Source organism: Proteiniphilum saccharofermentans, assembly GCF_900095135.1.
In the GTDB taxonomy this organism is placed as follows: Bacteria; Bacteroidota; Bacteroidia; order Bacteroidales; family Dysgonomonadaceae; genus Proteiniphilum; species Proteiniphilum saccharofermentans.
The window spans coordinates 4,037,797-4,061,228 of the sequence record NZ_LT605205.1; the positions used below are offsets into that span (position 1 = coordinate 4,037,797).

Sequence of the window (23,432 nt, forward strand, 5' to 3'; positions counted from 1 at the left end):
TTTAGTCGGTCAGTAGTGAAAAAATATCTAAACATTTGCCAGTAAAAAAAAAATGATGTTAATTTGTATTCTGCTGTTGGTTACGCCAAACATGGGAGATAAATGGAATCAATTGATAATCAATGGAAGAAATTCCTGGAAGAGGGAGATAATCTCTCTTTCTCTCTTATCTATAAAAAACATATAGATGAGCTATTCTCTTATGGAATCAGCTTGGGAATTCCGACTGAGATATGTAAAGATGCCCTGCAGGATACCTTTTACAAACTGTACATTACCAGAGAGAAGCTTCATCATGTAGAAAATATCACCGCTTATATATTCAAGACTTTCAAAAATTGCCTCATAAATTTGAATAAAAAGGAGAGGCACAGGGAGAAAATTGTCTCTTTTCCAAACTCATTTTCCATTCAAGTCACAGTACTGGATGATATCATTAGCAATGAAAAAGCCGAATTGATTAAGAAAAAAGTGGAATCATTGTTAAGCAAGTTAACACCAAATCAGCGTGAAGCTGTTTATCTGAAATATATGATCGGTTTGCAGCACAAGGAAATAGCAGAAGTTTTGAATATCAATGAGGAGTCTGCAAGAAAATTACTGTACAGAGCCATGGAGAAACTACGCGAGTATGCTTCCCAAGATAATCACCCCGAGAGCTTATTCCTATTCACTCTACTCTATCTGATACGATAGAAGCTTTTCAAATCTTCATTTTTGATACCTCTATATCTATAATGTTAAAATTGCAATTTTAACATTAAATTTTGTCCACGAATTTATTTTAATATTGTCAATATATAAAAAAGAATTGCTGTGAATAAAATAATTCATACATCTCAGCAGACTGATCACTTTCTTCAGAATGAAGATTTCATCAAGTGGAGGCTATTTCAAACGAAAGAATCAGAGGATTACTGGAAAGATTTCAAGTTAAAGAATCCACATTTGGAAGTTGCCCTACAGAATGCCATCAGCCAGTTTGATGCCATTGAAATCAACAAGTATCATCTGTCAGAACATGACAAAAAGGATATTTATGATATGGTCTTTCAAAAGATCAACCAATACAAGAGACGCAGACTGATAATATGGGTAAGTTCTGCTGCTGCCATTATGCTCCTGGGTGTTATGTCACTTTTATTTATGAATCAGATGAATAAAGAGAGTGGGTATATGTCAGAGCAGAAAAATGAAATAATTGTTGGGGAAACATTGCCAGAGGAAGAAATTTATCTTATTTCAGCTGGTAAAAAAATAAACCTGGCTCAGAATGTACAAATTGGTCTCACTGAGGATGGAAATGCCTTGGTCACGGACAGTACATCATCAAAAAAAGTGCTGACGTTAGCCAAATCAGAATTAAACAGATTAGTTGTTCCTTACGGTAAAAGATCAAAACTGATACTTTCTGACGGGACTGAAGTATGGCTTAATTCGGGGACACAACTTGATTTCCCTTCTGAATTTAATGGGAATACACGTGAGATTTTCATTGAAGGTGAGATTTTCATTGATGTTGCCCACAATGCGCAGGTACCTTTTATCGTGCATGCACAGGATATGGATATTCGAGTTCAAGGAACCTCATTTAACATCTCTGCTTATAGCGATGAAAGCAGTAAGACCGTTGTGTTGGTCGAAGGGAAAGTAAGAATAGGGAGAGGGTCGACACATATAGCCGAGCTATTACCAAACGAGAAAATCGATATCACTGAAAACAACTTTCTGAAAGAGACTGTCGATGTATCAGAGTATATCAGCTGGAGAAAGGGTGTGCTGGAATTTAACAGTACACCCATGTCTGAAATTCTGAGGAAAATCGGACGCTACTACAATGTACAATTCGACGAAAACACGGATGTGAAACTAAATGAACTAACCTGTACTGGCAAGTTATTCCTTTCGAACAATCTGGACAGTGTAATGACTTCGGTTTCTATACTTTCCTCCACGCTATACAAAAGAGAAAATAATACAATACATATCATTAAAAAAGAGATGCCTATGAAATAAATCCCTTAATAAGATATCAGAAAAAATCGGACAATGCTGTCACATTGCCCGATCATAAAAAACTTAATTTACAAATAAACCTAATCAGTAAACTAAATTCATTACAAATGTATGGAAGAATTTATTAAATCTAAACAAATTGCATATAAAAAATGCAACCGATGCTTAAAGATCATGAAGTTGTCGACTTTCTTTTTATTTGTCTGCTTATTTAGCACAATGGCAGAGAATTTACTTCCTCAGCAAAAGGAGCTTACTCTTGAGCTGAGAAATGTGACTATTTCAAAAGCGATCTCCGAGATTGAAAGAACAAGTGATTACCTCTTTTTAATTACAGATGAGGCAAAAACGGAGCTTAATAAAAGAACCTCTATCCATGTAGACAAAGAGAGTATCAGTAATATACTGAATATTATCCTGGACGAAACTGCTCTGGACTATAGCCTGGTAGAAAGACAAGTTTCACTTTATAAAAGTACAAAACTTATATCCCGGGATAAATCCGAGTTGGTTACAGACGAGGTTGCACAACAGAAAAAAGCAATCACTGGAAAAATCACTGATAAAAACGGTGAAACCGTGATCGGGGCCAACATCATTGAAATAGGCACTACCAACGGGACAGTGACAGACGTAGATGGACATTTTTCACTCAGTGTGGAAGAGAACGCAAATATTCGTGTATCATATATCGGATATTTAAGCCAGACAATCAACACATCCGGTAAAACAAGCTTTGATATTATTTTACAGGAAGATACCAAAACATTGGAAGAAATTGTTGCAGTCGGTTATGGCACTATGAGAAAATCAGATCTGACTGGCTCAGTAGCTAGTGTCAAATCACAAGATTTAACCGCCTTCCCAACAATTCAGGCAATGCAGGCTTTACAGGGAAGGGCATCAGGTGTACATGTCCAAGCCACTAACGGCGAACCTGGAGCCGACTTTAAAGTGCGTATCCGGGGTGCAAAATCCATTAGTTCGTCAAGCGACCCATTAATCGTTGTCGATGGTTTCCCTGGCGTTACGATGCCGGTGAGTGAAGATATTCAGTCTGTCGAAGTATTAAAAGATGCCTCTGCTACTGCTATTTACGGCTCACGCGGAGCAAACGGTGTTATTTTGGTAACAACCAAAAGTGGTAGAGTGGGAAAAGCCAAAATCGAATTTAACTCCTCCTATTCTGTACAGAACGTGCTTAATAAACTGGATTTACTTAAAACGGCTGATTATATCGATTATGTAAATGAAATTGAGCCTGGGAAACTGACAGGTACAGACTATGAAGATACCGACTGGCAGGACGAAGTATTCCGGCAGGGAGGTATACAAAATTATCAACTTTCTATCTCGGGAGGTAACGACGATAGTCACTATTATGTTTCAGGCGTTATTTACGATCAGAAAGGGATTGTGATTGATTCCAAATTCAAACGTTATTCGATCACCAGTAACCTTGATTTACAAGCGCTTAAGAACCTCAAGGTAGGCGTTAAACTTTTTGCATTAAGAGAGCAAAGAAATGGGACAGTGAACATGGAAGGGAGCGGTGGCGCCGGGCAGACCGGTGTCCTGTCGGCAACAGTTTTGACCGAACCTACCATTCCTGTTTATAATTCAGACGGGTCATACCACAGCTCTTTCATGACTGGTCTTGAAAGAGACAACCCCGTTGCCATTGCGAGGGAAATGGCTATTGAAAGCGAAGGCGACAACCTGCAGGCCAACTTCTTTGGAGAGTATCAAATAACAAAGAATTTAAAATTCCGGTCAACTTTTGGAGCGCAGACCTGGTCTAACCGCTACGGAAACTACTTACCCACAACCATGTATGGCGGCAGAAGTATCAATGGTCGTGGTACCATTGACGGGAACAGGGTTACAAACTTATCCAATGAAAACTATTTCACCTTCAGTGAAAAGTTCAGCGAAATTCATGATATATCTTTAATGGCCGGTTATACTTACGAGTCATCTAAATCTGAATTTTGGCGCGCCCAGAGCGAAAATTTTCTTTCAGACGCTTTTGATTTTTGGAACTTATCTGCAGGATCCAACTACAGAGCTCCTGTTTCCTCTTTAACAGAATCAGAGTTATCGTCTTTCTACGGAAGGCTTCATTATAAATTATTTGACCGTTACCTGCTTACTTTCACAGGCCGCTATGACGGATCATCAAAATTTGCTAAAAACAATAAATGGGGCTTTTTTCCATCAGGCGCTATTGCGTGGAATATTGCAGAAGAAAGTTTTATGGATGAGATACCTCAGATCAGCCAGCTAAAGTTGCGCGGCAGCTATGGTATAACAGGAAACCAATCGATTGCTGCCTACGGATCTTTGGCACTGATGAGAACAATACCCAGTGTTACAATTGGTAACGAAGTTGTAAATGCCGTCACGCCCAATACAGTAGCTAATAATAATCTTACCTGGGAAAAAACAGCTCAGCAGGATATCGGTATTGATTTGGGGTTATTTAATCAACGTATTTCAATTGTTGCTGACTATTATTATATGAAAACCACCGATCAACTGTTCCAGGTTCCCCTGGTTTCATACTCCGGTTACGATAATATGTGGAAAAACTTTGGTGCGGTCGAAAATAAAGGATTTGAATTTACCCTGTCGACCGTAAACTTTAACGGAGACTTTAAGTGGAATACCGATTTTAATTTCTCTAGAAACCGGAATAAAGTACTGGAATTACCTAATGGCGCCGACGTCTTAAGAAGCGTATTTCCAGGGCACATGGTTGGAATCGGTACTACCAATGTGTTGAGAGAAGGTTATCCCATGGGGTCGTTCTTTGGGTATATTTATGATGGGGTTTACCAGGAGGGTGATACTTTTCTTCCCGGCGGTGGCTTTGAACAGGTTGCAGGCGGTGAAAAATTCCGAGACATAAACGGAAAGCAGGATGGTGTACTTACAGGTCAGCCTGACGGTCAGTTGAACAGCGATGACAGGACGATTATCGGTGACCCCAATCCTGATTTCATTTGGGGTTTAAATAATACCTTTGAATATAAAGGATTTGATTTGAATGTTTTTGTTCAGGCATCCCAAGGAAATGATATTTATAGTTTTACTTTGTTTGAACTGGAATTAATGCAGGGATTCAACAATTCTACTACCAGGGCGCTTGACCGTTGGACACCAACAAATACCAACACCGATGTTCCAAAAGCAACAGCTTCCCGCTCAAGAATTTCGTCAAATCGTTTTGTTTATGATGGAAGCTATGCCCGGTTGAAAAATGTATCCTTAGGCTACCAGTTGCCACAGTCGTTACTTCGTGGCTCTGGTATCAGCTATGCAAGAATTTATCTGAGTGGTCAGAATCTAATAACCCTTACTGATTATCCAGGTTTTGACCCGGAGGTGAATTATTTGGGATCTACCGGTATGGGAACTACAAGTAATGTTAACTTAGGTTATGATTATGGAAGTTATCCAAGTGCGAAATCCGTTACTGTTGGAGTACAGGTAAAATTTTAATGTAGTCTGATTAATTCAATTTAAAACAATAAAAATGAAATTATCAAAATTATATATATTACCACTATTAACACTTTTCGTGTTGGGTTGTACTGATTTAGTGGAAAATCCGGTTGGAAGACTGATTCCTGATGGGTTTATCAAATCTGAGAAAGATGTGCAGACGGCAATCTACGGAGCATACGGAAAAATTGCCTCGGATAATTATTGGGGAAGAGAAATGGCAGCAGCGATTATGCTGCGCAGTGACATGGTTGATATTGGGAATCGTTCAACAGTAGCGGCAAGAATTCAAATCAACGACTTCAATGCAAACTCTACAAATGCTATGATAGGGACATTCTGGCCAATGGCATACCAATCTATAGATGCAGTTAATACAGCGATCGATGGTGCGGAGGCGCTCGAACCTACAGACGGCATAAAAGCCCTTATTGGGGAAGCAAAATTTGTACGGGCTTTTACCTATTTTAATCTTGTACGCCTTTTTGGAGACATCCCTTATATAGATGAACCCGTAAGAGATCCGGAAGCTGTAGCGACTATTTCCAGAACGTCGGAGTCAACTGTCTATCAAAATATTATTGGTGATCTAAACTACGCCAAAGAAAATCTCCCCATGGGACATCCATTGGATGATATCCGTAGCAGGCCATCAAGAGGTACTGCATATACCATGTTGGCTGATGTATATCTGACTATAGGGAACTGGCAAGAAGCTTACAATCATGCAAAATGGGTAATTGACAATGCAGGAAGTCTAAACTATTCACTAGAAGCAGATTATCAAGATCTTTTTGATTCGGGCAAACAAGACGGTATGCCGGAACATATTTTTGCTATTGAATACAAAAGAGGATCAGCATGGCCTTACGATTATGATAGTCACGCCGCATTTACGGGAATGTCAGGTAGTGATGAAGTCGCAGGCTTTGATGTTGCTGTCCCTTCGTTGGCAGTTTATTCCACCTGGGATAGCAGAGACTATCGAAAAAAAGTGGCTCTTGCCGATAGCGCACATTATAATGGCCTGCTTGTGCCATATACTAAGTTTCAGGGTACACAACGCCCGCATATTGCCAAATACTGGCGGCGAATGGGAGTTCCGCGTGACCTGGTTACTGATACTGAAAATAATTACGCCATCTACCGATTTGCAGAGGTTTTACTCACAGCAGCAGAAGCATTGAATGAGGTAAGCGGCCCTACTGCAGAAGCACAGGGATATGTAAACCAAGTGCGTGCCAGAGCACGGAACTGGGCAGGAAAAGCAACCGATTTTCCTGCAGACGTGAATACCGGAATTTCCAAAGATGATTTCAGGACCCTTGTCCTGGAGGAAAGGAGGCTCGAACTCAGCTTTGAATTTAAACGCTGGTGGGATATCAAGCGTCGGAAAATGGGAGATGATGTTTTCAAAGGGCCCAACTCCCTGGAACCTCATCCTAATTTTAATGACAACCAATATTTGTTGCCAATCATGCAGCGGGACATTGACTTGAATCAGAATCTGACTCAAAACCCCGGATACTAAAGTCATTGTGAACATATGGTTTCAACCAATGATGTTTTGAAGACGATAAAACAAATTTGTCCGGTCTAGGTTGATTCATTTCTGTTATATCTGTTTTACAGATGGAGAAATAGATCATCAGTATCTCAGACAGCGTTTTCAAATCGCCCATTGTACATTTTCATTGAGGAAAGAGTTGTATTTATCAACTCTTTCCCATAATGAAAATTTAATCACCGTAATTTTTCTCACCACATTATCCGATTATGAATATAATCGGGTGAATCGGCCTAATCACTGATTAACAAAACAGTCATATAATATTCATAAACATTCAATATGCAAAGGACTTATTTTTTCATTTTGTTCATCTTTATTTCTTCAGTTGCATTTTCAACTGAGCCTGTCAATCCTGCAGCCACTCAGGATGTAAAAAAAGTATTGAAATACATTATTGATCTGAAGGGAAATGGTGTTTTGACCGGACAACAGAATTTGGCTGACAGTGTGACTAAATGGACAAACAAGGTATTCGGGATTACTGGCAAATATCCGGCTTTACTGGGTCAAGATTTCAGTTACGGCAAAGAAGCTTTCAAAAAGCGAATGAATATTACAAACGCAGCCATTGAACAGTGGAAACTGGGAGGATTGGTTACCATATCGTGGCATCAGGTTAGCCCAGACAAATGGGATGGATCGGCAAATGAAGGAGAATTCAGCGATACTCAGGTAGCAATGACAAAGGAACGTTTCCGAGAACTTTTGCAGGAGAAAACGGTAATCCATGACAAATATATTGCCCATATTGATACTATCGCAACTTATCTGAAAACACTAAGAGACTCAGGTGTAGTTGTTTTGTGGCGACCTTATCACGAAATGAACGGAGGTTGGTTTTGGTGGGGAGCTAAACAGGATTTTAAAAGATTATGGAAATTAATGTATGATAGATATACAATTCATCATGGACTGAACAACCTGATCTGGGTATGGTCGCCAAACATTTCTAACCCGATAGTTGAGTATTATCCCGGTGATGACTATGTTGACATTGTTGGTTTTGACGGGTATCCGAGAGATGTGCGAAATTGGGACAGCGATGAAACGTTGAAAAATGAACTGGACGAAATGAAGAAATTAAGCAAAAACAAAATTATCGCATTGACAGAAGTGGGATGGTTACCCGAGATGGAGTGGATGAAGAACGAACGCCCTGAGATTGTATGGTTTTTGTGTTGGTGGACCCACCTGACAAAAGAAAACACAGAGCTTACTATTCAACAGATCTACAACCATCCATACGCAATAAACAGAGACAGGGTGAACTGGAAGTCAACACATTAAAATCAAATGTCATCATTGAACGGAACAACTTATTTTAAAGGATATTTAATGTATCATTCGAAATTGGAATGCAAGTGTATTAGAAAAAGTTACTATTCTCTATTCTGTAACATGAAGTTATTGATAAATGCATCTTTGTGTTATGTCCGCAACCAATGAAAAAAACAGCTGGATTCATGGTATCGGTCCTGGGCTGATCGTTGCCGCTCTTGTTTTTGGGCCCAGTAAACTTACCATCACTTCAAAAATTGGCGCAAACCATGAATATGGACTATTGTGGGTTATCGCTGTGGCGATCTTTTTCATGGCAGTCTATACTGTGATTGCCGAACGGATCGGGATCGCTTCAGAAAAAACGCTATTGGCCATGATAGGGGAAAGATGGGGAAAAGGATTCTCTATGCTGATAGGAATCGCGATTTTTTTAGTTTGCACCTCATTTCAGGCAGGTAATTCCGTGGGTGTGGGTATTGCAATAGGTGAATTGACCGGTACAAGCAATGTTATTTGGATTATTGTGTTCAATTGTATTGGTATCGGGCTCCTTTTTTTTAGAAAATTCTACAATGTCCTCGAGAAGGTGATGATGTTTCTGGTGGGGCTTATGTTGCTGGCATTTTTAATCACTCTCTTTGAAGTGAAGCCTAATGTCACAGGAGTGGCTAAAGGTTTTATTATTCCACATATACCGGAAGGATCAATGGGATTAATCATTGCATTTATGGCATCCTGTTTCTCAATTGTCGGCGCATTTTATACCTCTTACCTGGTACAGGAACGTAAAAAAGCGGCGAAGGGACTTGAAAGCAGATCAAAAAACAGCAGCCTGACCGGAATTATTATTCTTGGGTTACTCAGCGCGATAGTGATGATTTGTGCCGGCGCAATTCTCTTTCCCCAGGGTATCGAGGTGAAAACCGCAACGGATATGTCCATGGCTTTAGAGCCTGCCTTCGGGGTATACGCATCCGCGGTGTTCCTGATAGGGCTCTTTGCTGCAGGCTTCTCTTCCATTGTTGGCAACGCTACGGTGGGCGGCACGCTTCTAAGTGATGCATTTGGCGGCGGGGGAGCCTTCAGCTCAAGTAAAACGCGCGTTTACATCGCATTGGTTATGATCGTCGGTGCAATCATTTCAATCTTATTCGGTGGAGCACCTTTAGAGTTAATTGTTTTTGCTCAAAGTATTACAATATTTATCGTCCCTTTAATCGGCGTTACCATGTTCTTCATTGCAAATGATAAAAAGTACATGGGTGAAAATAAGATCAACCCCTTTTTAAAGATATCGGGAGCGCTCGGGTTAATTGTGATTGTTTTGCTGGCTGTGGTGAATTTCATCGATATTTTCCTAAAATAATTTGCTGTTTCTGAAACGATAACCTGTTTATTTTTGAAATAACATTCTGTTCAATATGACAAAAGAAGATGTGCTAAGCGATTATCTAAAACCTTCACGGAGGTTGGCCAATGACATTGCCAAAATAGAGGGTGATATCCTTATCCTGGGTGCCGGGGGAAAAATGGGCCCGGCAATGGCAAAGCTGGCTCAGGATGCCATCAATGAGGCTGGAATTGAGAAAAAAATTATTGCTGTATCCCGCTTCTCCGAAGATTCCGTTTTCGAAAGATTAAATAGTCAGGGGATAGAGACAATTAAGGCTGATCTGTTAAACGACAATGATCTGGATAAACTGCCCCAGATTCCGAATATAATTTATCTTGCAGGACACAAATTCGGTACGTCCGGGAACGAGTCTTATACCTGGACAATGAACTCCTATTTGCCCGGGAAAGTAGCCGAAAAATTTCACAAGTCTAATATAGTCGTTTTCTCTTCCGGAAACGTGTATCCCTTATCACCCGTCGTGAACGGGGGAATGACAGAGGATATGCAGGCTTCGCCAGTAGGCGAGTATGCTCAGTCCTGTTTGGGAAGAGAGCGCGTTTTCGCATATTTTTCCCGTAAAAACAGCACGCCTATGTTTATTTACCGCCTCAATTATGCGAATGATGTAGCGTATGGCGTTTTATTGGAAATTGCCAAATCCGTCAAGGAGGAAGGAGAGATTGACTTGAGCATGGGGAACGTGAATGTTATTTGGCAGGGTGACGCCAACGAAATCGCCATAAGAGCGCTGCTACATTGCTCAACACCCCCAAGAGTAGTAAATGTGACCGGTCCGGAGATGATTTCCGTAAGATGGCTGGCCAATGAATTTGGTAAGATATTCGGTAAATCCCCAAAATTTTCAGGCATTGAATCATCTGATGCCCTGCTGAGCAATGCCGCCGAATGTTTCAAACTCTTTGGCTATCCGAATGTCAGCCTGAAACAGATGGTTGAGCTGATTGGATGCTGGGTGGCGGAAGGTGGAAAGACAATAAATAAACCCACCCATTTCCAGGAGAGGAAAGGTGAATTCTAAACGGAAGCGGCTATGGCAGAAACGATAAAAAAAGAGGTGTTAACCAGGTTAAAAGAGGGCGGATTCATTCCTGCGCACCCCTTGGCATTAAACGAGGATTTAACTATAGATGAAGCGTCCCAGAGAAGATTAACGCGCTATTATATTTCCTGTGGTGTGGATGGAATAGCCATCGGGGTGCATACCACCCAGTTCGAGATAAGGGATCCGGAATACAGTTATTTTGAAAGAGTGCTGGCGATTGCTGCTGATGAAATCGCACGCTCCGGGGCAGGATCTTCCTTTATTAAAGTGGCAGGCATCTGCGGGCCGGTCCAACAGGCAGTCAAAGAGGCTGAAATCGCTGTAAGCCTCGGGTATGATCTGGGTCTGTTAAGCATGGGAGGATTGGATAATCTCTCTGAGGATGAGCTGATCGCCCGCGCAAAGGCTGTGGCCCGGGTAATACCCGTTTTTGGATTTTACCTCCAACCATCCGTGGGAGGAAGAGTATTCAGTTACTCTTTCTGGGAAGAGTTCTGCAAGATCGATCATATATACGCGATAAAAGCAGCTCCTTTCAACAGGTATTATACCTTGGATGTGATCAGGGCTGTGTGCAACTCTCCCAGGAACAATGAGATCGCGCTATATACGGGAAATGATGACAACATTGTTCTCGATTTGATCACGCCCTATTCAATTAAGGCGGACAACCGTTTGGTTGAAAAAAGATTCGCTGGGGGATTGCTGGGGCATTTCGCGGTCTGGACCAAAAAGTCGGTCGAACTGTTTCATTTTATCAAAGAGGGACTGAGAGAGAACAGTCTCAACCATGAAGAGATACTTAAAATTGCTGGTGAGATTACCGACATGAACGGGGCGCTCTTTGATGTGGCCAACAATTTTAAAGGTTCTATCTCCGGAATCCATGAAATTTTAAGAAGGCAGGGGTTGATGAAGGGTACCTGGTGTTTGAACCCGCGCGAACAATTGTCAAAGGGACAATCAGAGGAGCTTGACCGTGTCACCTCCCAATATGCGCGGTGGACGGATGATGAATATGTAAAGCTGTTTATTGTCAACGATAAAGGTTGACAGGTGATAACAACGAAACGTCTATGAACAAAAAGGATGATATTAAGCGTCTTGCTTCTGAAATAAAAAATGACATTATTTCTAAAAGAAGATATCTGCACCAAAACCCGGAATTATCTTTTCAGGAGTATAACACCTCGGCATTTATAAAAGACTCCTTGAATGCCTTGGGTATTACATGGGAGCCTATAGTGGGCACCGGCGTTGTGGCTACGATTCAAGGACGATATGATTCTGATCAGGTAGTCGCTGCAAGAGCCGACATGGATGCGTTGCCTGTTTCAGAAAAAACAGATCTGAGTTACATATCTTTAAATGATGGCGTTATGCATGCCTGTGGACATGATGTTCATGTTTCTTCACTTTTAGGAGTAGCGGAGATACTCACAAAACTGGACAATAACTTCAGCGGGACAGTAAAGCTGATTTTTCAGCCTGCCGAAGAGATATTGCCCGGGGGAGCAATGCGGGTCATTCAAGAGAATGCCCTGGATAACCCCAAAGTAAACGCGATGATCGGACAGCATGTAATGCCCTCCATACCGACAGGGAAAGTGGGTATTAAACCGGGAGAATTTATGGCATCCATGGATGAGATAAGAATAAAGATTTCAGGTAGGGGAGGACATGGCGCAGAACCCCATAAAAACAGCGATCCGATAGTGGCAGCTTCGGCAGTTATACTTGCATTGCAGCAGGTTGTGAGCCGGCTGAATAACCCCAACACCCCGTCGGTTCTCTCTTTTGGGAAAGTCCAGGCGAACGGATCCATAAATATTATCCCCGACGAGGTTTTGATTGAAGGAACTTTTCGTACCGTGGACGAGCAGTGGAGAAACGAGGCGTGTAAAAGAATTGAATCCATAGTCCATTCGGTCGCGGAAGGATATGGATGCCAATCCGTCATCGATATAAGAAAGGGATACCCCTCGCTTCATAACGATATTACATTAACGAAAAGGATTAAAGAACTGATGCGTGATTATTTGGGAGCGGAGAATATTATAGATCTGCCCGTTTGGATGGCTTCCGAGGATTTTGCTTATTATGCCCGGGTGACGGATGCCTGTTTCTATGCATTGGGAGTGGGATATGAAGGAACCGAAAATCCCTCGCTGCATAATCCGTTGTTCGATATCAATGAGGATTCCATCGAACTCGGTATTGGATTGATGACCTATCTGATTTTAAGTTTATTAAATAAATAATATTGTCCAAATGGCAAAAGTACAACCATTTACAAATCTACAATTAAGCGCATTGGTTATTTTACGATTTCTCGCTGGCTGGCACTTACTTTATGAAGGAGTCTCTAAACTGCTTAATCCCGGCTGGTCCGCTGCTGGCTTTCTCGGGGAATCTCAATGGATCATGTCTGGAATTTCCAATTGGATTGTCTCGAATAACAATGTATTGAATGCGGTAGATTTTTTAAATACATGGGGGCTTATCGCGATCGGATTGGGATTGATCCTGGGATTGTTCACAAGTTTTGCCGCATTTTCGGGAGCAATCCTTTTGTTCATATATTACTTCAATAATGCCCCAATCGTTGGTATAGAATACACGATTCCCTCAGAAGGAAATAATCTTCTTGTCAACAAAACCCTCATTGAAGCCATGTCACTTTTTGTTCTGGCCGTTTTTCCTACCGGTTCAATTATTGGCCTGGATGTCTTTATTAATCGTTTAAAAATTAGAAAATGAATACAAGAAAAGAGAAACCTCATCCCGATGAAGATAAAAACATCCTCTCGCGCAGAAGTGCATTGAAAGCATTGGCAGGGATACCGGTTTTGGGATTATTCGGATATGAACTGTTTGATAAAATAAGCTGGGACAAAAAAAAACAGTCCCGGTTAATTAAAGAATTGGGACTTGAAGACATCCATATCCAACAAAAAGTCCCTGCCGTTTCAAAAGGTGATCTGATCCGGATTGGAATAATAGGCTTTGGAAACAGGGCGAATGCACTTGCCAACGGACTCGGGTTTATGCATCCCGAAACAGTGGAAAGCTATACAAAAAGCGGCAGGTTAAAAAACTGGCTGGAACAGGAAAATTTAAATGTGGCAATCACCGGAATCTGCGATGTGTTTGATATGAATGCAGAAAGAGGATTGGTTACAGCCGGAAACGAACTTTTAGCAGGCGGAGCCAAACCGTCGGGATTAAAGGTCAAACGATACCGGACTTACCGGGAGATGTTGGATGATGATTCTATCGATGCAGTGGTTATTGCCACACCCGACCATCATCATGCCCGCATGACCACGGATGCGGTAAAGGCAGGAAAACATGTCTTTTGTGAAAAAAGTATTGCATTACACGAAGATGAATTACAGGAAGTATATCATACGGTAAAAAACAGCGACCGCGTATTCCAGCTTGGCCACCAGATTACCAAGAATGTTGTTTTTCAGCAAGCGAAGGAGATTATCAAAAGAGGAATTCTCGGGAAAATTGCTTTGGTTGAGACCACTACAAACCGAAATAGTGCCGAGGGAGCCTGGATCAGACACCTGGACGAATATGGCAACCCGAAACCGGGAAGCCTAAAGACAATTGACTGGGAACAATGGTTGGGTGACTGTCCGAAAGTCCCTTTTACAATTGATCGGTTTTATAATTGGACAAAGTTTTTTGATTACGACACCGGGATGTTAGGACAACTTTTTACACATGAATTCGATGCAGTAAACCAGTTGCTTAATATTGGAATCCCAAAATCGGCGGTTTCCTCCGGCGGTATTTATTTTTGGAAGGATAACCGGGAAATACCCGATCAAATCCAGTCCGTTTTTGAATATCCCGATAAAGAGCTGACTTTAATGTACAGCGGTTGCCTTGCTAACAGCCGACAGCGGGGACGTTATTTTATGGGACCCGACGCATCCATGGAGTTAAGTGGAACATTAACCATTACAGCAGACAACGACTCTGTAAAATATAAAAAACAACTTGAAGCCGGACTTTTCAATGCAAACAGTCCCATGATTCACGTGAGTCCAGGATCGGGAGAAATTGATGCTATATCAACCGCAACCGAAAAGTATTATGCCTCAAGAGGCCTCACCACCACCAAAATAAACGGAAAGGAAATTGATGTCACACACCTGCATCTCAAGGAGTGGATCGATTGTATCCGCAACGGCGGAGAGACCAGCAGCAATATCGAACGTGCATATGAAGAAGGTATAACCGTATTGATGGCACATAAATCGTATGTGGAAAAAAGAAGGGTTGAATGGGATCCGGTAAGGAATAAAATTATATAATTCTAACGAGCTACTGATTATTTAAATGGACTCAAATAACAATAGTCCGTTAAAAATTTACTATATGAGTCATGCAGCAATGGCTGCAAACTCCACGAGTTCTTTAACAAGTTTATCATTTAATCTTCTGTTCGGTTTTATGCCAGACACGCAAATAAATCGCTCAAGCAGGTAGGCATTGTGTATCATTGTTTTACATGATGCCATCGAAAAGGGGATGCCTTTCTCCTTTGCCAGCACCTTTGCCAGGTTTATTGAGGTAAGAGACGCATTAAAGTTGAACGATAGCTTTGCTACGTCCCTTGCCTGCGATTGCATCAGTCCTGTGAAGCCTTTGGCATCCCTGAAGCAAAACTCGATCTGAAAACGGGTGCGGTAAAATTCTATAACATCTTTTCCACTCATCTCAGGATTGGTAGAGAAGAACAGTTTTGGTTTTTTCCCATCCTTGGAATACCAGACGACAAGCCTGACCATCCGTTTAAGTGATTTGGAATAGGCTACCAAGGTGTAGAGATCACCGTTATCAATATTGATCTTTTGCACTCTGGTTGTATCCAGGTTGGCCATGTCAATCTTTCCGTCGTAGAGTTTAGGCCTGCCTTTCTTGCCTGTCGGTTTCTGCAGTGTTGGATAATAAAGTGCGGCGTCATCCCTGAAGCGGCTGACCAGATCAAACTTCATCTCTTGCAGACCCGTAACGAAGTTGTTCTTTGCGAAGTAGGCATCGGCAACCACGTGACGGCTTGCCCGATAGAGTTTCTCCCGCATCGATTTAATGACCAGCAGGTACCAGTCAATCAGGTTGGCATCACGACTCTCCAGGGTTTGACGGTCCGGAGTCTGAACGGCCTGTAGACTGATGCAATCCTTGTTGTCGACGTCTATAAGGCCCACTCCCAGGATTTCCAATCCTCTTTTCGCCTGACCGGCTGCACCCGACCAGAAGTAACCAATCCAAGGGGTATTCTTTCCTGATTTGGTTATATAACTGGGATCAATGGCAATTGCCTTGCGATCTCCGGTTAATACCCTATCAGACAAGGACAAGTTAAACTCCAGCCAATCAAAATCCTTCGAGAAGTTCTGGCGAAATCGCTGTTCACACGACTTGCCATATCTCCCCAATTGTAGGAAATTAATCCTGCCGGGAATGACCAGATACAAAATAAGCGTCTCCATAAGGAATGATTTGAAACTTTTGTTTAACTTCGTAGTTAGTTCACCAGGAACATCACTACAGATACCTCTATATTGGTTAAGTATGCTGGTTCTATCCATCTTTATTAGGTTTTGATCAGCTATAAAGATACTGATAATCAGCTACTTAACCATCTTTTTTATGTTAAACTATGTTATGTAAATCATTGAATTTTAATTGGTTAATTGAATATTTACCGAAGTATTAAAATAAAAAAATAATGATTAATCAGGTAAATCAAATATTTCTATGTAGTTTCCTGTTTTTATCCTTATTCCCGGTGAGTTTCGCTCAACCAGCGTCGCATTGGGTATCCTACCCTTCTGCCAATCAAACAGCATACGGAGTATACCATTTCCGAAAAAGCTTTGAACTGGATAAAGTCCCCGACAAAATGGTTATCCACGTTTCAGCCGATAACAGGTATAATCTTTTTGTGAATGGCAAACGGGTTTGTTACGGACCGGCAAAAGGTGATCTTAAGACTTATAAGTACGATATAATTGATATCGCTCCATTCCTACATATCGGCGAAAACCTTCTGGCAGCACTTGTTTTTAATGGAGGCGATGATAAACCTATGGCATTTATTTCGGTACAAACGGCTTTTATGTTGCGTGTGGAAAACAGCAATTTTAGTGAATTGAATACTAACAGTAACTGGAAAGTCTATAAAAATCCTGCGTATCGGGTGATTTCCTATCATGAGATGTTATTTAAAGAACGGTGGTTTTATGGGTTTTATGCCTGTGGCGGCGGTGACGAGATCTTTGCCGAAAAATATCCATGGGGTTGGGAAACAACAGGATTTGACGACAGCGGTTGGATTGCTGCTGAACCATTGCTGTTTGACAAGCAACCGCCCTGGAACCTTGTTCCAAGAAACATCGCATTTATGGATGACCATTTGGCCTATCCCGCCAAAATCCGAAAGGTGAACAACGTCAATATCCCTGTTGGTAAATGGGACGGAACATCAAGTTTAACCATTCCTGCCAATACCAGTGCCAACATTTTAATCGATTTTGAGGTGCTGACTATGGGATATCCCGAACTGACTGTACATGGTGGTGCGGGTAGCCGCATTCAGGTAAAATATGCAGAGGCGCTATATGAAGCGGTTCACCTGAAGGCCCATCGTGACTCGGTGAATAATCTGAATATGTTTGGCGTATGGGATATTTTTCATGCAGATGGAGGAGAATGTATGTTCCGGCCGTTGTGGAAGCGATGCTTTCGCTACGTCCAGTTCAATGTGGAAACCAAAAACGAACCGTTAGAAATCGGTTCATATATTCTTGAATATTCAGGGTATCCCTATCCAGAAATGGCAACCTTTGAAAGTGACAATGAAAAGCTGAACGAAATTTTTGAGATGAGCCAACGTACGTTGCGTATGTGTTCGGGAGAAACTTATTACGATACACCGTTTTACGAACAGTTGAGTTATGGAGGGGACAACCGGCCTATTGCAGCCATTTCAACCTACAATTCTACCGATGACCGGCTTCTACGTGAAGTTTTAAGGCTTTACCCTCAGTCGGAAAACAAAGAAACTGGTTTGTTCAAGTCGGCTTATCCTTCCCGCTTCGATTTTGATATGGGAACATGGTCTATGGGATGGGTGCAAACACTGCTTGATTATTACCTGATGCGGGGTGATTCTGCTTTTGTCCTGCAGTTTACCGATAACATAGAAGGGGTATTGCGGTTTTATGAACGTCACCTCGACGAACGTACCGGATTGATCGGCGTAGTAAAAAATCAAAACTTCGTCGACTGGAGTATTACAAAAGGGAGTTTAGTACGCCGTAATGAAAATGGTGAAGCAAGACAGTCTGGTTTGCTCACCCTTTATTATGCCCATACGCTCGACTGTGTCTCCAGACTTTATCAGGAAACAGGATTGACAAGCCGTTCGGCGCATTGGAAAGAGCTTTCCGGAAAAATAAAGGCAGCAGTGTACACCAATTGCTGGGATGAACAGAAGCAACTCTTCCGCGATTATGCTGATAAGGAGATTTTCTCGCAACATACCAACATTATGGCTATTTTATGCGATTTAGTACCGCCATCAGCGCAAACTGAGTTGCTACACCGTATTTTACAGTTTGAAAGTTTCGAAGAGATGGCCAGTTCCTATTTCTCCTTTTTCCTGTTTAAAGCCATGGAAAAAACCGGGAACGAACATCTTTATCTCGATAACCTGGATTTCTGGTATAATTTTATCGATCGGGGTCATACAACCTGTGGCGAAACCGGGTTTGCTTCACACGACCGCTCCGATTGCCATGCCTGGAGCGCCCATCCGGCCTACTTCCTACTGAGTTCAGTGTGCGGGATAAAACCGGCCGATATTGGTTTTAAAACAGTAAAAATCGAACCACATCTGGGGGAACTCAAAAGTTTAAAAGCCGATATGCCTCATCCAACCGGTCGTATCAAAGTGGAGTATCAACTCACAAAAAAAGGATTGCAGACCCTTATTGTTTTGCCTCAGGGTATGTCGGGCTCATTCAGATTTAAAGGAGCAGAAAGAATATTGACTGAAGGCGAGAATAGGTTTATTTTGTGACAAGAAATTTTTAAAATTATTATCTTTGTTTATGAAAAGTATTATAAAGATTACACCGCTTATCTTCCTTACACCCTTGTCCTGCCAGCAAAAACAACCGCAGGAACAGGAACTACCGAATATCCTCTGGTTAACCTCGGAAGACAACAGCCCATTCCTGGGTTGTTACGGCGACACCCTTGCCACAACACCCCACCTCGACAAACTGGCCTCGCAAGGCTTCCTCTATACCCATGCCTATGCAAACGCGCCGGTCAGCGCACCTTCAAGGAATACGATCATCACAGGGGTATATGCCAACTCGGCCGGGAATGAGAATATGCGCAGTACCTACGCAAAAAGCGATGAGGTAAGGTTTTATCCCCAATTCTTAAGGGAACTGGGGTATTATTGTACCAACAATAAAAAGGAAGATTACAATATCCTCGGGAAACAGCTCTCCGGTATATGGGATGAGTCGTCCGACCAGGCCCATTACAAGAACCGGAAACCGGGGCAACCCTTCTTTGCCATATTCAACACCACCCTCTCCCACGAACATGTGATACACGAGTCAATACCTGACAGTGAACTAAGGCATGATCCAAGGAAGATGTCCCTGCCTCCCTACCACCCCCGTACTCCCGAAATGGAACATGACTGGGCACAATATTATGATTATATTGAGAGGATGGATGCCTGGATAGGTGAGCAACTCAAGGAACTGGAAGATAATGGACTGCTGGAAAATACAATCGTATTCTATTATGCAGACCACGGCGGTATCCTGGGCAGGAGCAAGCGCTACATTTATGAGTCGGGGACACGGGTCCCACTTATCGTCCGCATTCCCGATAAATACAAGCATCTGTTTCCCAATAGTGAAAAGGGGACAAAAGTCGACAGGTTAATCAGCCTTGTAGACCTGGCTCCGACCCTGTTAAGCATTACAGGTATACCCAAACCGGCATATATGCAGGGGAATGCTTTTCTTGGACCCGACACGACAGAAGACCCGGAGTACGTGTATATGTTCAGGGGCAGGATGGATGAAAGATACGACCTCTCCAGGGCTGTGCGCGACAGGAAATACAGGTACATTAGAAACTATATGCCCCACAGGATCTACGGCCAACATATAGACTATCTTTGGAAGGCACCTTCCCTTGCATCGTGGGAACAGGCGTACCTGAACGGGGAATGCAATGAGGTGCAAGGCAGGTTCTGGCAATATAAACCGGCGGAAGAGTTATACGACACAGAAAATGACCCCTGGGAAGTGGTAAACCTTGCGGGTAAGCCGGAATACGGGGAAGTCCTCGAACGTATGCGCAGGGCAAACAGGGAGTGGCTACTGGAAATCAGGGATGCAGGGTTTATCCCTGAAGCAGACCGGTCGACAAGGACAAAGAACCGCGCTATATATGACTATATGAGGGAAGAAAATATTCCTCTTGAAGAGATAGTCAATGCTGCGGAAATAGCAAGTGAGGGCAACCCGGAAAATCTGCCGCTGCTGGTCAAATTCCTGGAGAGTGACGACAGCGCTATTCGTTACTGGGGAGCCATGGGACTCCTGATCCTGGGTGAAAAGGCACGGCCGGCCGTTCCGGCTTTGGAAAAGGCATCCGCAGATGATTTCCCGAATGTGGCAACCGTCGCAGCGGAAGCCTTGTATTCCCTGGGGAGAAAGGAGTTGGCTGAACAGATACTCCTGGACAAACTGAAAAATGACGATCATACCTGTACATTTGCCTTGAACTCAGTTGATGTATTGGGTATTGACAGCAAGGCTGTAAAGGACAAAGTCTCCGAGATCGCTGAAAAGTATAAACTACAGTACAACCTGAGCGCAGCCAAATGGTTACTGGAAAAGTGGGGAATATAGATTAAAACAGAGGATTAAGAATAACTAAATAATAACGAACAATGAATAAGCTTTTATTAAAAATCTCAATTGTAATCTGCTTGTTGGGAGTATTCCCTTTTTTTGCATGGAGCCAGCAATCGGTCTCAGTTACGAATTTCAAAAACAACCCTCTACCAAAAAATCCCACTTCGTTAAAAATACTGGGTATTGGTAATAGTTTTACGGATGACGGAATGCAATACCTGCCCGATCTGTTGAAACACGCAGGCATAGATAATGTTATGCTGGGGAGATTGGTGCGTGGGGGGTGCTCCCTTGAACAACACCATAAGATTTATACATCCGGAGAAGCCGGTTATCCACGCTATGAGAAGTCATACCCCGGAAAGAATGCCTGGGAAAAGGTAAAGGAGCCATGCGGATTTGTAGAAGCTGTTGCTGATAAAGCCTGGGATATTATCGTGATTCAACAGGTATCAGAGCTTGCAGGAGTGTACGAATCTTTCCAGCCCTATCTGAATGAGTTGATAGATGCAATAATGAGTCCGCTCCGAAAAGTCGGAGTGATAATTTAGTTTAAAATTTTTTGTACAATAAATTTTATAAATCAGGTAAATTTCACCTGAAAAGTTCTTTGAAATATTTGCGTATATAGCTATTATTCACTACCTTAGTAGGGCTTAAAACTGTATAATATGTTCAAAAAATCGGACGAAAACCCTCAATTGGGCATTTTTTCATCACCGACGGAGTACTTCAGAGACTCTAAGAAGAAAGAATACCTAAAAAATGACTCCTGGCATAACCGGTTCCGAAACCATGTTGTAATGCGTGTGGATGAGTCTATTTTCAGACCACTTTATTCTAATGGAACGGGGGCTCCTAATGCCTCTATCCGTATTTTGGTCGGTATGATGATCCTCAAGGAAGGCCAGGGATGGAGCGACGCACAATTGTTTGAGAACTGCGCATACAATTTACTTGTTCGCAGTGCTCTGGGTCTGATGTCGTTAGAGGACGCTGAGCCTGTTTCATCCACTTACTACCTTTTCCGTCGCCATCTGGTTGACTATGCAAGGGAACACGGCGAAGACCTGTTCAAAAAGTGCCAGGGGCAAATCACCCGTGACCAGCTATTGGAGTTTGAGGTGAGCGGCAAGCAGGTGCGCATGGACAGTAAACTGGTCGGCAGCAATATCGCCTGGTACTCCCGTTACGAGTTGATTCATGAAACCCTGCGTCTGTTTATCAATGAAAGGGAGGAACATATCTTCAATAAGAGCCTGTCCAAAGAGATGTTTTCCCTTATCGAAAGCATACAGGGTGAAACGGGCAACAAGGTGGTGTACCGCAGTACAAAGGCCGAGGTTGATGCCAGGTTCGTTGAACTGGGCAAACTGATGTACCGTTTTATAGGGCTCTTCAAGAAGCATGACTATGGTCATTACCAGACCCTTAAAGCGGTTTTCGAACAACAATACTCGGTTGGCAGGGACAAAACTGTCGTTCCTCTGGAAAAGGAGAAAGTCAGCGCCAAATCCATACAGTCACCCCATGACACCGACTGCCATTACCGTGACAAAGACGGCAACAAGGTCAAAGGGTATTCGGTGAACGTCACCGAGACATGCGACCAACCGGGAGATGACAAAGATACGGCATTGAACCTGATAACCGATACCGAGGTAACGGTGGCATCGGCTCCGGACAACGGCTTCCTTGAACAAGCCCTGGATCGGACACAGGAAATAATATCCGACAAAATAGAGAAAGTATATGCCGACGGGGCTTACCACAGTGCTGATAATCAGGAGTATTGCCAAAGCGATAAAAATGGCATCGAGCTGATACTCACAGGCATGCAAGGCCCCGCACCGAGATATGACATCCGTTTGGACGAACAGAATGAAATCAATTTAATAGTAACCGACAACAAAACAGGAACAACAATACAGGCACAACGGGTAAAACTCCGCAAAGACAAAACACAGAGGAAATGGAGGATCAAGACTGAAGAAGGAAAATACCGCTACTTCGATGAGGATAACCTCAGGGCTGCCGCTCTGAGGAAGAAATTGGACGATATCCCGATAGATGAAAAAAATATCAGGAACAATGTCGAAGCAAGCATTTTCCAGTTAGGATACCATTACCCGAATGACAAGAGCCGTTACAGGTCACTTGCCAAGCACAAACTATGGGCATACTCCCGCTCGTTGTGGATAAACTTCGTCAGGATAGTGAATTATATGACGCGAATAAGTCAAAGAGCGCTTTTTTGGCAAAAACTGCCACAATATATAATTAATTTATGTTTCAATATGTATATTATTGTAAACATACTTTCAATTAATAAAAACAATCACATTTGTCCGGTTAAACTTCATTTTTCAGCAATTTGAAAAAATGGGGTTTTCAGAGCAGACTCATAGGTCATATTATTCATCATTTTTTGTTTATCTTATTCAAACTTTTTCCAATTTCATTCCCAAATACTTAGAGAATATCACTCCTTCCATCATAAATTTCAGACTATAATATCATATTTCATACTCATTATCATCTATTTATCAGGAACAAATATAAGGAAATATCACTATTAACCGACTAAATTCTAAATCCTTTAAATTCTATTTTTATTAC

General features: G+C 42.2%; 16 protein-coding genes. 15 read left to right on the top strand and 1 reads right to left on the bottom strand.

Annotation, left to right across the window (positions count from 1 at the left end; translation table 11 throughout):
• The first annotated feature begins 102 nt into the window (after positions 1–102).
• The 11 genes from PSM36_RS15705 to PSM36_RS15755 all read left to right on the top strand — a co-directional run bounded on the left by PSM36_RS15705 (position 103) and on the right by PSM36_RS15755 (position 15,164).
• Positions 103–696 (top strand): RNA polymerase sigma factor, encoded by a 594-nt coding sequence (locus tag PSM36_RS15705; protein WP_076931715.1) that lies wholly within the window; start codon positions 103–105, stop codon positions 694–696.
• Between the two features lie 120 nt (positions 697–816).
• On the top strand, positions 817–2,016 hold the full coding sequence (locus tag PSM36_RS15710) for a FecR family protein (RefSeq protein WP_083711098.1): 1,200 nt from the start codon (positions 817–819) through the stop codon (positions 2,014–2,016).
• 219 nt (positions 2,017–2,235) lie between these two features.
• Positions 2,236–5,520, top strand: a complete 3,285-nt coding sequence (locus tag PSM36_RS15715; RefSeq protein ID WP_161947584.1) for a TonB-dependent receptor — start codon at positions 2,236–2,238, stop codon at positions 5,518–5,520.
• Positions 5,521–5,554: 34 nt separating this feature from the next.
• Positions 5,555–7,054, top strand: a complete 1,500-nt coding sequence (locus PSM36_RS15720) for a RagB/SusD family nutrient uptake outer membrane protein (RefSeq protein WP_076931717.1) — start codon at positions 5,555–5,557, stop codon at positions 7,052–7,054.
• A 318-nt stretch (positions 7,055–7,372) separates the two neighbouring features.
• Positions 7,373–8,380 carry a glycosyl hydrolase gene (locus PSM36_RS15725; protein WP_076931718.1) on the top strand — a complete coding sequence of 336 codons (1,008 nt, stop codon included), beginning with the start codon at positions 7,373–7,375 and terminating at the stop codon, positions 8,378–8,380.
• Between the two features lie 142 nt (positions 8,381–8,522).
• Positions 8,523–9,740: an Nramp family divalent metal transporter gene (locus tag PSM36_RS15730; RefSeq protein WP_076931719.1), complete on the top strand. Its 1,218-nt coding sequence runs from the start codon at positions 8,523–8,525 to the stop codon at positions 9,738–9,740.
• 55 nt (positions 9,741–9,795) lie between these two features.
• The gene (locus PSM36_RS15735; RefSeq protein ID WP_076931720.1) at positions 9,796–10,809 is read left to right on the top strand and encodes an NAD-dependent epimerase/dehydratase family protein; all 1,014 of its coding nucleotides are present in this window, start codon (positions 9,796–9,798) and stop codon (positions 10,807–10,809) included.
• 12 nt (positions 10,810–10,821) lie between these two features.
• Positions 10,822–11,886, top strand: a complete 1,065-nt coding sequence (locus PSM36_RS15740; protein WP_076931721.1) for a dihydrodipicolinate synthase family protein — start codon at positions 10,822–10,824, stop codon at positions 11,884–11,886.
• Between the two features lie 23 nt (positions 11,887–11,909).
• Positions 11,910–13,094 (top strand): M20 metallopeptidase family protein, encoded by a 1,185-nt coding sequence (locus tag PSM36_RS15745; protein WP_076931722.1) that lies wholly within the window; start codon positions 11,910–11,912, stop codon positions 13,092–13,094.
• 10 nt (positions 13,095–13,104) lie between these two features.
• Positions 13,105–13,593 (top strand): DoxX family membrane protein, encoded by a 489-nt coding sequence (locus PSM36_RS15750; protein ID WP_076931723.1) that lies wholly within the window; start codon positions 13,105–13,107, stop codon positions 13,591–13,593.
• Entirely contained in the window at positions 13,590–15,164 is a 1,575-nt protein-coding gene (locus PSM36_RS15755) for a Gfo/Idh/MocA family protein (RefSeq protein WP_076931724.1), read from the top strand. Before PSM36_RS15750 ends, PSM36_RS15755 begins: the two co-directional genes overlap by 4 nt.
• Positions 15,165–15,233: 69 nt before the next feature.
• On the opposite strand, the gene PSM36_RS15760 is transcribed toward PSM36_RS15755, so the two are convergent.
• Complete coding sequence (locus PSM36_RS15760) at positions 15,234–16,445, bottom strand: transposase (RefSeq protein WP_076931725.1); 1,212 nt, start codon at positions 16,443–16,445, stop codon at positions 15,234–15,236.
• Between the two features lie 140 nt (positions 16,446–16,585).
• On the opposite strand from PSM36_RS15760, the gene PSM36_RS15765 reads away from it, so the two are divergent.
• The 4 genes from PSM36_RS15765 to PSM36_RS15780 all read left to right on the top strand — a co-directional run bounded on the left by PSM36_RS15765 (position 16,586) and on the right by PSM36_RS15780 (position 23,191).
• Entirely contained in the window at positions 16,586–18,940 is a 2,355-nt protein-coding gene (locus tag PSM36_RS15765) for an alpha-L-rhamnosidase-related protein (RefSeq protein ID WP_076931726.1), read from the top strand.
• 31 nt (positions 18,941–18,971) lie between these two features.
• A complete protein-coding gene (locus PSM36_RS15770; protein ID WP_076931727.1) occupies positions 18,972–20,807 on the top strand; it encodes a sulfatase-like hydrolase/transferase in 1,836 nt (611 codons plus the stop codon).
• Positions 20,808–20,848: 41 nt separating this feature from the next.
• On the top strand, positions 20,849–21,364 hold the full coding sequence (locus PSM36_RS15775) for a DUF4886 domain-containing protein (protein WP_076931728.1): 516 nt from the start codon (positions 20,849–20,851) through the stop codon (positions 21,362–21,364).
• Between the two features lie 120 nt (positions 21,365–21,484).
• Positions 21,485–23,191, top strand: coding sequence for a transposase (locus PSM36_RS15780; protein ID WP_076929013.1), 1,707 nt, complete (start codon positions 21,485–21,487; stop codon positions 23,189–23,191).
• The last annotated feature ends 241 nt before the right edge of the window (positions 23,192–23,432 follow it).

Coding starts and splice junctions, on each gene's coding strand:
- PSM36_RS15750 (WP_076931723.1), top strand. CDS start 13,105: ATGGCAAAAGTACAACCATTTACAAATCTACAATTAAGCGCATTGGTT.
- PSM36_RS15765 (WP_076931726.1), top strand. CDS start 16,586: ATGATTAATCAGGTAAATCAAATATTTCTATGTAGTTTCCTGTTTTTA.
- PSM36_RS15775 (WP_076931728.1), top strand. CDS start 20,849: ATGAATAAGCTTTTATTAAAAATCTCAATTGTAATCTGCTTGTTGGGA.
- PSM36_RS15730 (WP_076931719.1), top strand. CDS start 8,523: ATGTCCGCAACCAATGAAAAAAACAGCTGGATTCATGGTATCGGTCCT.
- PSM36_RS15705 (WP_076931715.1), top strand. CDS start 103: ATGGAATCAATTGATAATCAATGGAAGAAATTCCTGGAAGAGGGAGAT.
- PSM36_RS15745 (WP_076931722.1), top strand. CDS start 11,910: ATGAACAAAAAGGATGATATTAAGCGTCTTGCTTCTGAAATAAAAAAT.
- PSM36_RS15755 (WP_076931724.1), top strand. CDS start 13,590: ATGAATACAAGAAAAGAGAAACCTCATCCCGATGAAGATAAAAACATC.
- PSM36_RS15760 (WP_076931725.1), bottom strand. CDS start 16,445: ATGGATAGAACCAGCATACTTAACCAATATAGAGGTATCTGTAGTGAT.
- PSM36_RS15735 (WP_076931720.1), top strand. CDS start 9,796: ATGACAAAAGAAGATGTGCTAAGCGATTATCTAAAACCTTCACGGAGG.
- PSM36_RS15770 (WP_076931727.1), top strand. CDS start 18,972: ATGAAAAGTATTATAAAGATTACACCGCTTATCTTCCTTACACCCTTG.
- PSM36_RS15715 (WP_161947584.1), top strand. CDS start 2,236: ATGGCAGAGAATTTACTTCCTCAGCAAAAGGAGCTTACTCTTGAGCTG.
- PSM36_RS15720 (WP_076931717.1), top strand. CDS start 5,555: ATGAAATTATCAAAATTATATATATTACCACTATTAACACTTTTCGTG.
- PSM36_RS15740 (WP_076931721.1), top strand. CDS start 10,822: ATGGCAGAAACGATAAAAAAAGAGGTGTTAACCAGGTTAAAAGAGGGC.
- PSM36_RS15725 (WP_076931718.1), top strand. CDS start 7,373: ATGCAAAGGACTTATTTTTTCATTTTGTTCATCTTTATTTCTTCAGTT.
- PSM36_RS15780 (WP_076929013.1), top strand. CDS start 21,485: ATGTTCAAAAAATCGGACGAAAACCCTCAATTGGGCATTTTTTCATCA.